The organism is Secundilactobacillus sp. MJ173 (assembly GCF_059704265.1).
The window spans coordinates 36,965-51,570 of sequence record NZ_BAAKGN010000066.1 but is presented as its reverse complement, the minus strand read 5'-3'; the positions used below and the strand labels follow the sequence as shown (position 1 = coordinate 51,570).

Here is a 14,606-nt window from a genome sequence, read left to right as displayed (position 1 = left end):
ATCTTGGCACTGGCATGACTAGGTGTAGCAAAACTCAAACCTGCAACGACGGCAACAAAAGTCAACAATGTACCCATTAAACGATTATTCATATAAACTGAAAGTCTCCTTAAATTCTAGAGTGTCTCGACAATCAGCTTTTTCTAAGAAATTCTCCAAATATATGACACACGAGAGAGAGTCGTGTTTGCGTCATAATAAAATTGCTAAACCATGTAGCTTTAATACTTTGGAAATTAAATCGTTGTTCCCATGTTGATTATTGACCCCCAATAACCAACGCAACAAAAAGTAACTATACACCCTATTTTGAGGAATACAACAGTTTTCAAAAAGAAAATGTTTTCATGAAAGCTCGTTTTCACAGGAATGTAATATTTGTCATTTAAGCTCAAAACCCTTATTTATTACGGGTTATACATGACTTGTGAAAATGTTACAACGCAATGTAAACAGTTTCAATTACATCTGAAATATAAAAAAATAATAAACTTTTTTTGCTTTTTTAAAAAAATCAGTGTCATTTTAAAACATATTCCGTTAAGTGTTCCATTCGAAACTACAAAAAAAGCCGCCTCTCCGGACGACGTTTCAAGTATTTTTTAATGATTAATACGCAAAATACACTTATTTGGTGGCATCATTAGCAGCCTTCACGTAGAAAATAACAGTCGACCCATTCTTAACGACTTTAGTGAACAGTGATGCAGCACCACCATCGCTATTGTCATTAGGAACATAACCTGAAGGCAAACCGTCGATGATGCGCTTCATATTAGCGGGTGTCGACAAATCAGTAGTAGGATTGCTGTTATCAAACGGAACCGTCCCCTTGCCGACTAGGTCTCCGTCGCTCTCATCAACATACTTGATATTAACGAGATTCCCCTGTGGCGCCCGCACAGCCGCGTTGTAGATCCAGCCAGTCACTGAAGGGTTCTGGTCATCTTTAACTTGATAATAGAGGGAGCCTTCACGTACCTTGGTTTCTGCACCAATAATCGTGAACGTATCAGTTGGCTCAAAGCCAGTAATCTTGGCAGCCTTGTACTGGGTATTCTTAGGCGCCGTCCAAAGGGTATTCTTGGACGGGTTAACAATGGTGAAACCCGTTGTTTGACTTGGTAAACTCCGTGTCCGCGTAGTTTGGACAGGTTCGAGCCCACCACCAAATTGAGTCGTATCAGTACCACCATAGACCCAGCCACGGTAACGGCCGTCAAAGGAAACAACCTTGTAGTAGACAGAACCACGGTTAGTTGAAACGATGGCGTAGGCACGGAAGTAGTCGGTTGATCTAGGCGTGATGGTTAACTTGCCCATGGTCGTCTTCGAAGCAATCACACGGGCGCCTTTGATGGTACCTGGCTTAGAGTACAGCGCATGCGTCCCAGTCGGCACCACGTTACGTGATTCTGGTGCACTGGTGAAGTAGGCAGGCTTTGTGACATAAGCATAGGACTTAGCACTAGCGGTGGTTGCGACAAAACCAGAAGCGGCAAGCACTGACACAGCAGCTAAACTAGCAAATACTATTTTTTTTAAATTCATTTTAAAAATTACCCTTCATCTAACCGTCAATTCTATAAAAAAACGCCGCTCAAACGGCGACGTTTTAAAATTCAATTTAGTTAATGATTATTTAAGCAGTTGATAAGTAGCACGTACGGTAACAGTACTACCAGCGTCATTAGTAGTTGTTGCAGTATCCGCACCACTTACAAACTGGTAAGTGCGATTAGTAGTATTGTCTAGCACAGTGTCAAGGTGCGCATCGTTAATGATGTTTTGGACGTCACTAGCAGTAATCGTAGTACCAGCTGAAACTTGGAAGACAGCCTTGGCACCTGAAGCATCCAAAGCATTTTGATCGTTGGTTCTCAGATCGAGGGCCTTACCATCTTTGTCAACAAGAACAACTTTGATAGCCTTGGTAGCATTAGTAGCTGCAGGCTTAACGTTAAAGGTAATCGTGTCACCATTCTTAGCTACAGCCGCTGCGTCACGGTTATTGAATGAAGCTGAACCACCATTGTCATTGCTATAAGGTACGTAGCCTGAAGGTACGCCACTAAGGATGCTCTTCAAGTTGTCTGTAGTCGTAGCGTTGGTGTAACTTGTGTCCTTACCAAAGGCTACTGCACCAGTACCAACTTCTTTACCAGTAGTCTTATCAACGTAGCTGACCTTAACTGAATTGCCTTGTGGTGCTTTAAGGCCTGAGTAGTAGATCCAGCCAGTCACTGAAGGCTTCTGGTCATCCTTTACTTGGTAGTAAAGTGAACCTTCACGAGCCTTAGTTTCAGCACCAGTTACCGTAAAGGTATCAGTTGAATCGAAACCAGTGATCTTAGCAGCCTTGTACTGGGTGTTCTTAGGAGCAGTCCAGATGGTGTTCTTAGAAGCATCAGCAATGGTGTAGCCAGTAGTTACACTTGGTAATGTAGCTGACTTAGTAGTGGTTGCAGATTTGATACCACCGCCAAATTGGGTGTCATCTTTGCCACCGTAAACCCAGCCACGGTAACGGCCGTCAAATGAAACAACCTTGTAGTAGACAGAACCACGGTTAGTCTTAACGATTGAGTAAGCACGGAAGAAATCAGATGACTTCTTGGAGTTTGCTAAGTTAGCCATAGTGGTCTTAGAAGCAATCACACGGGCGCCTTTTACAGTACCTGGCTTAGTATATAAAGCGTTACCACCCGTAGGCACCACGTTGCGTGATTCTGGTGCAGACGTGAAGTATGCAGGACTCGTCACATAAGCATATGACTTGGCACTAGCAGTTTGTGCAGCAAAACCAGATGCGGCAAGAACTGACACAGCAGCTAAACCAACGTACAGTGTTTTCTTCAAGCTTGATTTCATTATCGAATACACTCCTTTATGTTAAACAATACCCTTCAGTTAATCCCCTTGATTAACTGAATTAATTTTAACACTTAGAATCCAAGATGAGAAGAAATTGAGAATTCTTAATCAATATGCAAGATTCATGCAGAAATATAGCGTTCAATAACGGTCTAATTGGGATGAATATCATCCTAGAAACAAAAACAAGCCCTCAACCTGGTCTATCGGTCGAGGGGCTTGTATATATCTGTCTAATCAAAGATCACTTCTGATCCATAATCAACATCTGCTTATTCCCAGTAATATAGCGTCCATTAGTCAGTTCGAATCGAGTTGCCCGTCCGTAGTTCACGATGCGCTTCACTTTCAGCTTAGTCCCCTTCTTATAAGAACGGACTTTCTTATTCGAAGAAAGCTTCACGTCCTTGTAGCTGTTGATACGGTTGCTCAGCACCCGTACTTGGCGCACTTTGTTAGAACGGAAGTGACTATCTGCTACATAAGTGGCACCTGCAGTGATGTAGCCACCATCAACCTTGTACCGTTTCTTACCGTTTTTATCGTAGGCAATCCCACGTACCCGGAAGCTCGCTGCTTTAGCCCGACTTTGTTTCTTGTATGACTTAATTGGACTAGTCAGAGAAACGTTCCGGTGCAATCTCATCGCACGTTTCGTGTAAACGGTGTGAGGCCGTTTTTCTTCTGGCTGGGGAGCAGGCTGCGGTTTAGTTTCATTGCCGTTGTTATTATTCCCGGATTCACCACTGTTTCCGTTATCTGGGTTAGTATCCGTTTCGTTGCCGTTACTTCCATTCTCAGTCTCACTACCACCAGGAGTACCGCCATCAGTGCTTTCTTCAAACGGATTAACGGTAAGCTTATATGAGTTAATATAGTAATTACCCGGTAATGAACCCTCATTCTCTAAATCCGTATCTAAATTAACTGAATATGGGTCTGGATGACTGGCACCGGTAATTTTTTTATTCTCATTATCAACTTTTAAGGTAACATCTTCATCCATAATAGTAACCTCTGATAACGCCTTAATTTGTTCGTCAGTTCCTTTTAATAAGGTCGGCTTCAAATCAGCAAATTTAATTTCTCCCTCCTCACTAGACATTACTTCATGTGAGACATTTTGCTTTTCAAATGCTGATGGCTTAACATTTGCATTTCGATACAACTTGATACTGAATAATGCGTTGCTATGAAAGGCTTCTTCACCAATCTCAATAGCCGCTGGTAAGCTTAATGTCGTTATTCGGTTACTTTTAAAGGCTCCTTCATCAATTCTAGTAGCTGCTGGTAAACTTAATGTGGTTATTTGGTTCCTATTAAAAGCCTGGGTTCTAATTCTAGTAACCGCTGGTAAATTCAGCGTAGTTATTTGGTTACCTTCAAAGGCCTCGACTCCAATCTCAGTAACTGCTGGTAAATCTAACGCAGCTATTTGGTTATCATAAAAGGCCCACTGGCCGATAAATTTAATATTATCAGGTTTTGCAAAGGTCAAATTACTAATGCCTGGCATTGTTTCATCGAAAATTCTAGCAAGAGATTGCAGGTGCTCTTTATCAAATACACCATCGCCAGGATTATCCGCAATACCCGTCACCGTTACCTTATTTTCTCCTTCGCCAATTGTTTCAGGAATCACCAATTCTCCTCCGGCCAATAATAGTTCGGCTTTGTCAGCATTAGTGAAATCCGTGATCAATCCAGTTTCTTGGTCAATCTCCACATCGTTTTCATCAATCGTAACTTGTTCGGCTCTAGTACTTTGTTTACTGGCTTTAGCCACAGTCATCGTGCCTGACCCTTGCTCTGTAACTGCCGATAAAGAACCAACGCCAGTACCAAGCAACATACCTACCACCAACGCGCTACTAAACAACTTGATTCTTTTCTTCATCATAAATCCTCCTGCGGGGGTCTGTGGTGAGCAACTACAATCTTCTGTAAGTTAAATATAACAAGTAGCCTTAAACGAACACCAGAAATATACCATGACTTCATAAAGAGTTGCCAATTCGATCATAATCTGTTCACAATTAAAAAGCCACTCAATAATAATGAATGGCTTCTTCCATGATAACTATAATAATATTTACGCACTCAGTAACTTCTATTCATCACCAGCCGGGATTCCTAGTGATACCGGCAAATTCCGTTGATCCAACAAACTAATCGTCAACGGTTGATTCAAACGCTGAATCAGCTTCATCTCAGTGGCATAATTATCAGCTAAATATTGTTGCTTCGGCAGTGCCAGCGCCCAAGTCTTAAATTCGTCATGTTTCAAACTTGAATCAGTGACCAAAGTAATCGGTTCACCCTGCGTTTCTCCCAGCAAGTGACGATACTGCTGGTTTTCGATGGCACCCATCAGCAGGCCATGCTGATGGAAGCTGTTCTTCATCCACCACTCAGTAAAACCAGCGATATTATCAAAGGTTTGCACCTGCATACCAACAGCATTTAACAGTTCAACTTTGCTTAATTCATCCTGTTCATATCGAACGTTTAAAATACCTAGGCCACTTTGACTATAATACTCATCACGGTTCTTAGTCCCATCATCGTTAAAGAAACGGTTAGCCGTTAGTTGGCCTTCCGTAGTCAACGTGCTGCTTTCAGCCAAATGATCACCCTGATACGAGTCAACATTGGCAACAGCGTCACTGCCCTCAAAATAGTGAACTTTGAGCGTCCAGCCGTTGTCTAATACCAGTGTTCGCTCCGTGTGGGCATCGTTCCACTCATCACTAACTGTATTATCCGGCAACTGGTACTTGGCGCCTGGTTCACCTTGACGCTGCAAACTATAAAGCGGGTTGTACACGGAAACAAAACCGCTCTTAACATTCAGATCACTTGTCCATTTAGCGATTTGACTCGTTAAATTCAAGGTGAATTGACTGGTGAATAGACTAAAGTGGCTAATACCATGACTGGTCAACACCCTTACAGCTGTTGCTAGTTGTGCAGCTTGCTCACTGGTCAGCCCGTCTACATCCAGAACAATCTCAGAGTCTTCATACAGCTCTAGTTGTTTAATCGGCACCGAAACACCCAACCAGTTAACGATATCCTGATTAGCTGCAACAAGTTCTGCACTTTTACTATCCAAGTTGCTTTGCAATTGAGATAGCTCGTTCTGATTCTGGGTCAATTCCTGTGTCAATTCATCAAGCTGCTTGGAAAGGCCTTCATCATCGGTTGCTATCTTATATTGGACTTGTTCTAACTGATCATTAACATCTTGCAACTGCTTTTGATCTGCAGTCAATTGACCACGCACTACCTGTAGTTGATTTTTCAAATCCTGGCTTTTTTTATCAACCGCTTGAATAGTCGAAGCATTTCTATCGCGTTCCTCTTTATTACTCTCAATATCATCTCGAAATTGGTCAGCTAACGTGACGATTACAGCTGGATCCTTCTCACTTTCAAACTTTGCTGAAATCTCTTTTTCCGCTTGAATGAGCTGTTGTTGTCGTTTATTTAGATCACTTAATTCTTGATTCAATTCATGGAATTGTGCGACCAAGTTGCCTACCTTACTTTTATTCTCCTCAATTTGTTGATTTAGCTCTGACTGCTTTTCAACTAACGGAGCTGAAACCTCCTGAGTCGCCTGTTCCATTTCGTCTTGGATTTGCGTTATTTGCTTACCAGTATCATCAACTGAATTTTGAGCCTCAGAAACTTGTCCCTTCAAAGAATCAAAATCCATCTGGATTTCTTTTTGCTTATCAAACAATAAATCCTGCAAGTCTTCGCGCCGACTATTGTACTGTTGGACAGCATCTGCCAAATTCTTCTTAGCGGTTAATGCAGAGGATGCGATTGGATTATTGCCTACATTGTTTTCGTTTTTAGTTACCGATTCATCATAAGACATTGCACTATTATTTCCGGAATCAGATTGACTGTTTTGAACAATTTGATTCTCGTTTGTTGTATCTGGTTCTTGCTCTGACTTTCCCCGAAATAGATTTCGTAAACCCATATTGTGACCTCCTGGTAAGTCTAGATAGACTAATTACATATATTCTACCATCTTATTGTTGAGAATTAGAGAGTTTTAAAACAAACCGGTAATTTATGTGGATTTATCTCCACATACCTGTGCGTAATATCATTTTAAATATAAAAAAGAAGACCAATTCAATTAAGAATTGGCCTTCCAAATAAACTAGAATTAACAAATATTAACTTCTAATTCAGTTCTAACTCAGCTTCTCATTAAGCAAATGGGTTAACTAAGTTGTTATCAGGGGTACTTGTTGATGGGTTAGCAACTTGAACACGAGTAGCTGTATATTGTGCTTCAAAGTTTGAACCATAAGTACCAGCAGCGGCTGAAGTTGGAGTCAATACGTATTGGTAAGTGTTACCACCATCAGTCCAAGTAGGCGACTTCAATTGCTTCAAGCTTGAGTTACCGTTCAAGTAAGCCAATGCTTGAGCTGAAGTAAATGAAGTACCTTCAGTACCAGTTAAGAGTGTAGTTGCTGGAACAGCAAGAACTTTACCCTTTGCATCTTCAGCACTTGTAGCAGTAGTTGCTACAGCTAACTTAGTAGTTTGTACTGAATCTGGGTAAGTACCAAATGCGTTAACCTTTGATGAAGCTTGACCGTTCTTAGTTGCGTAAACAGTCACACTGCCACCATTCTTAACTGAAGTTAACTTGTTAACAGCATCAGCTGATCCGACCTTGTAACCAGTACCTGAAAGCGCGCTAGTTAACTTAGTCTGGAATGCAGTAGTGTAAGCACCATTGTCGTCTTGTAATGTAGAGGTTGCGTCTGCATTAGCTGCGGCACCAGTAGTGTAGTTAAATGAGGTTACTTCATTGCCAGTAGCAACATCTTTAACAGTAACGGCAACTTGAGTTGAAGGAACAAGAGCATTCTCATTCTTAACGTCGGAAGCCTTTACCCATGCGCCATTAAGGTCACTAGAAGCGGCACCGTTTGCTAAAGTAGTAGAAGCAATCTTGTACCAAGTTTCGCCTTCGCGTGAAGTAGTAGCAGCAGCATCAACAGTGAACTTAGCACCCTTGTATGCATCAGTAGCAGCTAAAACTTTACCATTAACAGTAGCACGGCCAACCTTGTATTGTGCATATGCAGGTTGTGCATAGAATAAAGTGTTAGCAGATGTGCTAGTAGTAGCTGTTAAGTCAAAAGTATCGGTTGCTTTAGGAGCAGTTGCTTCTTTAGTAGTGTCGTATGAAGCTACACCACCAGCAAACTTGTCTGTATCCTTACCACCGTAAACATATCCACGGTATGAACCGTCGAATGAAACAACCTTGTAGTAAACTGATCCACGATCAGTAACAGCTACACGGTATGCACGGAAGTTAGCTGAACCGTTCTTTGATGCGGCAAGCTTCTTAGCAGTAGTAGTTGTAGCAACTACCTTAGCACCCTTAACAGTACCTGGCTTAGTGTAAACAGCGTTAGTACCTGTTAATGTAACGTTACGTGATGTTGCAGCAGTGGTCATAGTAACATCTGACTTCACTGTAGCAGCTTTAGCTGAAGCGTTAGCAGTTGTTGCGCCAGCAGCGGCAACAAATGAAGCAGCAGCTAAACCTAAATAAAGAGACTTCTTTAAACTAGATTGCATGTGAAATTCCTCCAAACATATATTTATGTAACTCATCAAGCATAAACAGTATACACAATATCCAGCAGAATGTTAAGTAAAATAATTACCGTCACAACCATTGAACACTGCATATCGAGTTCTTGACTCTATAAGAGAGTCTAACGCATCCCCCAAAGGTCTTCAAGAATAATGCCCGATTTGTAGCTTGCTTGTAATAATTTCACATATTTGAAAAATAGAAAATCACCATGAAAGCCTATACATGCTTAACTTTGACGATACCTACCATATTATCGTGTCATAATCTGTAACATTAACATTACAAATTAAAACAGCGCTTTTCGCATAAAAGTTTATGCAGGAAAGCGCTATTATCATGTTTAAAATAATTATTTTTTATTTTTAAAATAAGTTGAATTCAGTATTAATCTAAGAAATCATACGATGACTAGTAAACGTCCTACTTAATATCTCCAACTTTAAAGAGCTTGGTTGTATAAGTATAACCAGAACCCAGACCATCAGCGGTAATATTAACCTTATAGGAATGATTTGCTTGAATCATAGAATCTTTTGGTTGATATGAAATAGAGGCGTTGAAGTAACCATATCCACCATCCGTGACCAGCACATCTGAAACTGGCACATTCTTCTTAGCCGTATTATCAACGACGGTAATCTTAGCTGACTTGCTGTTCAACGATTGTGGCAGTGACAGTGACCAGCGAGTGCCTGCAACCCATTCCCACGGGAAGACAGTTTTGTTTGGAAAGGCAACTGCCTGACTTGGTGTGGTATCAGAGTAATCGGTCATGCTAAACACCTGCAGATCATTATAGTCTCCCACTTGACCAACACCGACTTGGTTAATTCCACCCAAAATCCACTCACGGTGACCAGGGTCGTCGTTACCACTGTCATTCAAGTAGCCGGTAACTGTATCGTAGGCGCCGGTATAGCCCTCGGCTAGATTGCTTTGATTCGTTGCATCTTTTCCTGCTTGCCAGTCTGAGTTAGAAACAAAGCTTGGCTTGCTAAGGCCAACTAGTCCGTGTGACAGTCCTTGATCAGCAGCGGCTAACGTAGCGGCACCCATCTGGGCTGCAGTGTTCCATGATGAATTAGCGGACACTGATGGCAGACCGTAGAGACTACGAGCGAGGTTAATGGTGCTGACAGTGGCGTTAATGTAGCTGCTACTGAGCTTACCGGCAGCAAAGTGTTTTTTGGTCACCGGTTTGACACTATACATATTCTTAGTGCTGTTCCCGATGCTTTTAGCCTTCGCTTTAAACTGATTAACCGTCGCAAGTTCACTCGGCGTATAAAGCTTAGATAGATCCTGTGATGAGGAGGCTTTCTTCAGGTAACCGTGCCATACCCAGCCCGTCTTATGACCAACCTTAAACTTATAGTAGATTGATGACTTACCGTTTTTAGTTACATGAGCGGCATAATAGCCGGTAACCTTGGTACCAAACGACTTCAGCGTGCCCTTTTTATGGGTGAGCGAGGCGCTGGAATAAACCGGTGCACTGGACTTAGTCACCGTATAGGTTGCATTCTTAATGTTTTCATACGAACGCACCTTGGTCTTAGCACTCGCCTGTGTTGGCACTAAGACTCCCCCAGCAAAGATCCCGCAGCTTAACCCTATGACTGTGAGCTTTTTTAAGACATTAACTTTCATGAGACTTCCCCTTTCCAAATCAACCAGCTTGTTAGCTTCCCTTCTAGCAACGTGACGCATAAGTACCCCTATATAATAGCATTCAACCCCATGAGATTTAATAACTATTTTGCTATTTCTACTATATTAAATGTTGGGTAAAGCGCATTTTACTAATCTGCCCATATGGTATATTCTTTGTTAGTGTTTATATTCCTCAAGTTACTCATATTTAGGTGAAGACAGTTCACGCAAATATGAGCGAACCTTACTCGATCGATTATCTTATTTAGTGGAGGCACGTGTCATGATTCCTTTTGCTTACCAAGTCTTTAGTACCGTGATTCAGGAAGGTACCTTTCAAAAAGCTGCTTTAAAGCTGAACGTGACACCCAGCGCGATCAGCCATTCGATTACTCAACTGGAAAACGAACTGGGCTTTCCCATCTTCATCCGTTCCCGTTCTGGTGCAGAACTGACTGCCAATGGGCGAACGATTTTACCCATTATCCAAGAGATTCTGAACAGTCAGGCGCGACTAGAACAAGAAGCCGCTGATATTAACGGGTTGAATTCTGGTTCCATTCGCATCGGTGCCTTCTCATCCGTCTGCATCAACTGGCTGCCACCCATTATTCAGTCGTTTAAGAAACAATACCCTAACATCGACATAGCGGTGAGCCAATCGGGGTTCAACGAAATCGTGCAGAATGTTAAAAACGGCACGCTGGATTTAGGATTTGCAGTGATGCCCGTGAGCGAAAACTTAATCGTTGACGATCTGGTCAAAGATGAAATCTACTGTGTGGCACCAAAGGGCTTCGTTCCGAAAAACAAGAAGTCGGTCACCAACGAAGATTTGGAAGACCGCGACTTCATCCTGCAGTCTGGTGACTATGACCGTGATACTAAAGCGGCGCTGGACTACTATGGCATTCAACCAAACTTGATTCACTTCTCCATTGATGACCAATCGATTGTCGCCATGGTAGAAGCTGGACTGGGATTGGGCATTCTACCGGAATTGGCACTGCAGAAGATTATCGGTGATGTGGCCGTTTATCCGTTTGAACATCCTTTCTACCGGTCGATTGGACTGGCAACGTCGGCGGTGCAGGCGAAGGCCCCTTCTACGCAGAAGATGATTGAGACCATTAAGGCGTTTGTGGGGAAGAAGTATCCGGAAGCGCTGTTGGTGAGAGAATAGTATTTTTTCAATGTAAATCAAAAGAAGGAGCGTCCAACAGTTGTTTGATTGACTGTTGGGTGCTCCTTTATTTTTGGTTGTTCTTTGCAACTTTGCGGAAACGTGTTCAGGAGAGCAGAGACTTGCATCTAAGTCACTTCTGACGGAACCCACGTCAAAGTACGACGTGCCTTCCGTCAGAAGCGTCTTAGACTCCAGTCTCTAATCGCTCTCCTTCACACTCTAATCTTCTGAAACGTGCTCGGATAAGCAGAGAGCTGCATGTAAGGGGACGACGACATAAATCCAAGTTCGGGATTTTTGCCGTCGTCCCCTTACACTCCGCTCTCTAACCGCTTATCCTCACACTCTAATCTTCCTCCAGCACATCCACAATATCCTGCTTATCCAGCACCATGCCAATCGTATTCTGAAACATATCATAATCCTTCATGCTGACGATGACATATCGGCCGATGCCATCTTCCGTGATGAAGACGGGCTGGAAATCATACACTTGTGATAATAACTGCTTAGGATGTTTCAACGCACTCACTGGCCGAATCAACGTTTTCTTTGGTGCAATCAGGTGCTTAAAGCGATCCAATTCTACGTTAATGAAGGTTGGCATTTCATCTGCGTCACCCTCAGGTAATGTTTCTTCTGGCTCAGGTAAATCTTCGTGATCCACCACCCGTTCCATCAGCAGTGTCCCAATCATTTCCCGTCCTCGAGTCAGAACATCATAGATGGATTTGCCACCTACTGTATGATCAACCACCGGCATGTACATCTGATAAGGCAGCTCTTCTCGTTCATCATGGCGAATTAAGCCAGAATAAGTGAGATACATTGGTGCAAGTGAATCTGCGGTATTAAAAAAGTCCATCGTGTTACCCCGTTTTCGTTTAATCGTTACAGGGATAACTATGCAATGGACTTGGGTTTAGTTTTAATATCTGATTGAAATTTATCATGTGTCTGCCCATTAAAAAAGGCCCTCCCCTTAAATGGATAAGAGAAAAGGTCTCTTAGTTGGGTAACAACCTCAGCACCACCAAAGTGGCCTGAAGTTCGCACAATCCAAAAGTGTGTCATCGTTTTGATGGCTACACGATCTATCCCACACAGCGAAAACGGTTTTAACCGTTGGCAAGACATGCTACCTATATCCCCTGAAGGAAAATATACCCATAACGTTGGTACTGCCTATCGCCGACTGCATAGGCGTCTGCTTTTTGATTCTGCGCCCAGTGCTTGATGTATATATTGTTGGGGATTGTAACTCAGTCCGAACTATCTTTTATGGGTAAAATAGTTTAGATCATATTAATTTAATGATGGTCTAACGACTCATCGTTAAAACCTTCTTTATTGTAGACTGAAAATCATATTAAAGCTATCAAAGTCTCCTAATTTTGTGAAATTAATTTGTCTAGTACTTATTTGGGGCAAAATATGTCAGCATACAAAGGCTGCCCAACACTCGTCAAATAGCGACGAACGTTGGGCAGCCTTAATCTGTTTCACAACTCATATGCTAGAATCTTCCGAGTTGTGTCACACTCATTAGCGAATCGACCAGATACTCAGTGCAATCATAATCAATTCCGTGTTCTTCAGGTGCAGCGCTGCGTAAAAGACTAGCGCTGCGATGATTACGTGTTGCTTCATCAATATCGCCCCCCCGACCGTTCATTGAGTAGAGAATAAATTAGGGGCGGTACTAGTTAGACTTTGTAGAGTTCTTGCGTAGTGGTCTTCACGTATGCGCCGCTGACTGCTGAATCGTAAAGGGCAACACCCTTCCGGCTAAAGAGGCCAAGCGTCGTAATCGTGTTCATCGCTTCGGCAATCGTTTCAGTCGTTAAACCAGAAACCGCCTTTGGAAAACTAAAGGTGTGCACCTTTTCGTCTGAACCTTTGAAGCGTAACTGCAATACTGTTTTTTCTTCGTTATTCATGTTCTAATCTCCTTTAGATGAGTGGCTTAGGCAACTTGCGTCTTGTTATCAGTGGTTGTGACGAAGGCGTTAACGAATGTTGAGCCGGTTAACTTTTCAACGACTGCAGCAAACTTTGAAATTTGGTCGTCAGAAGGCTTTTCAATCATGTTGTTGTAGGTGTAGCGGACCTTGTTGTCAGTTGCGTCAAGCATGATCAAGACCAGGTTAGTTTTATTCCAAGTAGTATTCATATCAATCTCTCCAGTAAGTTAGTTTTGTAAGTGTTGGCCAACGCCCTACACTTATACAAACAAATCAGCGGGCCAAAGTGTCAACCTCGATTTTTAAAAATTTTGAAATTAACGCTAATCTTCGGTAGAATGGAGAGGATGATTTAAATTGTGACTTAAATTCAGGAGGCTATTTCATGGCTCAACGGCTTGTATATCCAGCAATCTTTGATCCAACAGTAATGATTAACCGTGTCCAGATCACGGTGCCAGATGTACCCGGTGTAAAAGTAATGGGTACAACAAACGAAGAAGCGGCGCAAAAGGCGGCGGAAGCGGTTGGCAAAAAGCTGGTAAAACTAAACGATGAATTACCGGTACCAAGCACCCCAGGTGAACTGAAAACCAAGCCAGGACAAACGGTTAGTTTTATTGTGTTGGATTTGGATGAGTATAGAAAATAGAGTGTGAAAACAAGCGTTTAGAGACTGGAGTGTAAGCTACTTATGGCGGAATGTGTGTCGTACTTTGACACGGATTCTGTCATAAGTGGCTTACATGCAAGTCTCTGCTTGTTTGAACACGTTTCAGCAATGAAAACAACAAACACCAAAAGTCACCATATGACCGTTAGATTAATCTAACAGTTATATGGTGATTTTTGATTTGCATATAACATTGATCCCCATTGCCGCTTACCTTACCAATCAAATCAATTGAAATTCCTCCCACATTAAGTCATGCTAATGGCATAAATTCAAGATAAAGAGGTAGTCAAAAATGGACACATATACACTGTCGAACTTTTACAAACATCAACACACTATCTTTGAAACCTTAGACAAGACCAAGAAACCTATTGAGATCATCACTACCAAAAACAAGGATAACGGCACAAATAAAGGTTAGGTATTAATGTCCAAAGATGTGTATCAGCAATTAATAGCAGCCCAAGATAAACAGTTACGACAAGCAGCGTCAGATATTCGCAGTTATGCTTTGAGCCACGATCCCAAGGCACCAACAAATAATGACGAAATGGAAAAATGGCTAAATGAGGATTAATGATTTAGTTTCACAATATTTTCTGT

Annotated in this window: 13 protein-coding genes; 4 read left to right on the top strand and 9 right to left on the bottom strand. The window is 42.1% G+C overall.

The annotated features are described in order from the left end of the window. Window positions 1-627 precede the first annotated feature (627 nt). The 6 genes from AC6H04_RS10700 to AC6H04_RS10675 all read right to left on the bottom strand — a co-directional run bounded on the left by AC6H04_RS10700 (window position 628) and on the right by AC6H04_RS10675 (window position 10,174). A complete protein-coding gene (locus AC6H04_RS10700; protein ID WP_497571656.1) occupies window positions 628-1,551 on the bottom strand; it encodes a hypothetical protein in 924 nt (307 codons plus the stop codon). A gap of 87 nt (window positions 1,552-1,638) precedes the next feature. Beyond that, window positions 1,639-2,871: an S-layer protein gene (locus AC6H04_RS10695; RefSeq protein ID WP_497571655.1), complete on the bottom strand. Its 1,233-nt coding sequence runs from the start codon at window positions 2,869-2,871 to the stop codon at window positions 1,639-1,641. Between the two features lie 247 nt (window positions 2,872-3,118). Then, window positions 3,119-4,771, bottom strand: a complete 1,653-nt coding sequence (locus AC6H04_RS10690; RefSeq protein ID WP_497571654.1) for a DUF5776 domain-containing protein — start codon at window positions 4,769-4,771, stop codon at window positions 3,119-3,121. A gap of 213 nt (window positions 4,772-4,984) precedes the next feature. After that, window positions 4,985-6,871: a hypothetical protein gene (locus tag AC6H04_RS10685; protein ID WP_497571653.1), complete on the bottom strand. Its 1,887-nt coding sequence runs from the start codon at window positions 6,869-6,871 to the stop codon at window positions 4,985-4,987. Between the two features lie 236 nt (window positions 6,872-7,107). Beyond that, the gene (locus AC6H04_RS10680; RefSeq protein WP_497571652.1) at window positions 7,108-8,502 is read right to left on the bottom strand and encodes a hypothetical protein; all 1,395 of its coding nucleotides are present in this window, start codon (window positions 8,500-8,502) and stop codon (window positions 7,108-7,110) included. A 442-nt stretch (window positions 8,503-8,944) separates the two neighbouring features. Then, window positions 8,945-10,174, bottom strand: coding sequence for a CAP domain-containing protein (locus tag AC6H04_RS10675; protein WP_497571651.1), 1,230 nt, complete (start codon window positions 10,172-10,174; stop codon window positions 8,945-8,947). A 286-nt stretch (window positions 10,175-10,460) separates the two neighbouring features. Here AC6H04_RS10675 and AC6H04_RS10670 point away from each other — a divergent pair, with 286 nt between their 5' ends. Beyond that, window positions 10,461-11,360: a LysR family transcriptional regulator gene (locus AC6H04_RS10670; protein ID WP_497571650.1), complete on the top strand. Its 900-nt coding sequence runs from the start codon at window positions 10,461-10,463 to the stop codon at window positions 11,358-11,360. A gap of 349 nt (window positions 11,361-11,709) precedes the next feature. On the opposite strand, the gene AC6H04_RS10665 is transcribed toward AC6H04_RS10670, so the two are convergent. The 3 genes from AC6H04_RS10665 to AC6H04_RS10655 all read right to left on the bottom strand — a co-directional run bounded on the left by AC6H04_RS10665 (window position 11,710) and on the right by AC6H04_RS10655 (window position 13,536). Continuing rightward, on the bottom strand, window positions 11,710-12,228 hold the full coding sequence (locus AC6H04_RS10665) for a type II toxin-antitoxin system Phd/YefM family antitoxin (protein ID WP_497571649.1): 519 nt from the start codon (window positions 12,226-12,228) through the stop codon (window positions 11,710-11,712). Between the two features lie 841 nt (window positions 12,229-13,069). Then, window positions 13,070-13,303 (bottom strand): DUF2922 domain-containing protein, encoded by a 234-nt coding sequence (locus tag AC6H04_RS10660; protein ID WP_497571648.1) that lies wholly within the window; start codon window positions 13,301-13,303, stop codon window positions 13,070-13,072. Window positions 13,304-13,329: 26 nt separating this feature from the next. Then, a complete protein-coding gene (locus AC6H04_RS10655) occupies window positions 13,330-13,536 on the bottom strand; it encodes a DUF1659 domain-containing protein (protein ID WP_497571647.1) in 207 nt (68 codons plus the stop codon). A gap of 176 nt (window positions 13,537-13,712) precedes the next feature. On the opposite strand from AC6H04_RS10655, the gene AC6H04_RS10650 reads away from it, so the two are divergent. From AC6H04_RS10650 to AC6H04_RS10640, 3 genes are all read left to right on the top strand, one after another. After that, a complete protein-coding gene (locus AC6H04_RS10650; protein WP_497571646.1) occupies window positions 13,713-13,979 on the top strand; it encodes a hypothetical protein in 267 nt (88 codons plus the stop codon). A 316-nt stretch (window positions 13,980-14,295) separates the two neighbouring features. Continuing rightward, window positions 14,296-14,424 (top strand): hypothetical protein, encoded by a 129-nt coding sequence (locus tag AC6H04_RS10645; RefSeq protein WP_497571645.1) that lies wholly within the window; start codon window positions 14,296-14,298, stop codon window positions 14,422-14,424. 6 nt (window positions 14,425-14,430) lie between these two features. Next, window positions 14,431-14,580 carry a hypothetical protein gene (locus tag AC6H04_RS10640; RefSeq protein WP_497571644.1) on the top strand — a complete coding sequence of 50 codons (150 nt, stop codon included), beginning with the start codon at window positions 14,431-14,433 and terminating at the stop codon, window positions 14,578-14,580. Window positions 14,581-14,606: the final 26 nt, after the last annotated feature.

What these genes read in the sequence shown, in the direction of transcription:
- AC6H04_RS10660 (WP_497571648.1), bottom strand. Translation starts at nt 13,303, where the DNA reads ATGAATAACGAAGAAAAAACAGTATTGCAGTTACGCTTCAAAGGTTCA.
- AC6H04_RS10640 (WP_497571644.1), top strand. Translation starts at nt 14,431, where the DNA reads ATGTCCAAAGATGTGTATCAGCAATTAATAGCAGCCCAAGATAAACAG.
- AC6H04_RS10680 (WP_497571652.1), bottom strand. Translation starts at nt 8,502, where the DNA reads ATGCAATCTAGTTTAAAGAAGTCTCTTTATTTAGGTTTAGCTGCTGCT.
- AC6H04_RS10655 (WP_497571647.1), bottom strand. Translation starts at nt 13,536, where the DNA reads ATGAATACTACTTGGAATAAAACTAACCTGGTCTTGATCATGCTTGAC.
- AC6H04_RS10670 (WP_497571650.1), top strand. Translation starts at nt 10,461, where the DNA reads ATGATTCCTTTTGCTTACCAAGTCTTTAGTACCGTGATTCAGGAAGGT.
- AC6H04_RS10690 (WP_497571654.1), bottom strand. Translation starts at nt 4,771, where the DNA reads ATGAAGAAAAGAATCAAGTTGTTTAGTAGCGCGTTGGTGGTAGGTATG.
- AC6H04_RS10675 (WP_497571651.1), bottom strand. Translation starts at nt 10,174, where the DNA reads ATGAAAGTTAATGTCTTAAAAAAGCTCACAGTCATAGGGTTAAGCTGC.
- AC6H04_RS10650 (WP_497571646.1), top strand. Translation starts at nt 13,713, where the DNA reads ATGGCTCAACGGCTTGTATATCCAGCAATCTTTGATCCAACAGTAATG.
- AC6H04_RS10645 (WP_497571645.1), top strand. Translation starts at nt 14,296, where the DNA reads ATGGACACATATACACTGTCGAACTTTTACAAACATCAACACACTATC.
- AC6H04_RS10700 (WP_497571656.1), bottom strand. Translation starts at nt 1,551, where the DNA reads ATGAATTTAAAAAAAATAGTATTTGCTAGTTTAGCTGCTGTGTCAGTG.
- AC6H04_RS10665 (WP_497571649.1), bottom strand. Translation starts at nt 12,228, where the DNA reads ATGGACTTTTTTAATACCGCAGATTCACTTGCACCAATGTATCTCACT.
- AC6H04_RS10685 (WP_497571653.1), bottom strand. Translation starts at nt 6,871, where the DNA reads ATGGGTTTACGAAATCTATTTCGGGGAAAGTCAGAGCAAGAACCAGAT.
- AC6H04_RS10695 (WP_497571655.1), bottom strand. Translation starts at nt 2,871, where the DNA reads ATGAAATCAAGCTTGAAGAAAACACTGTACGTTGGTTTAGCTGCTGTG.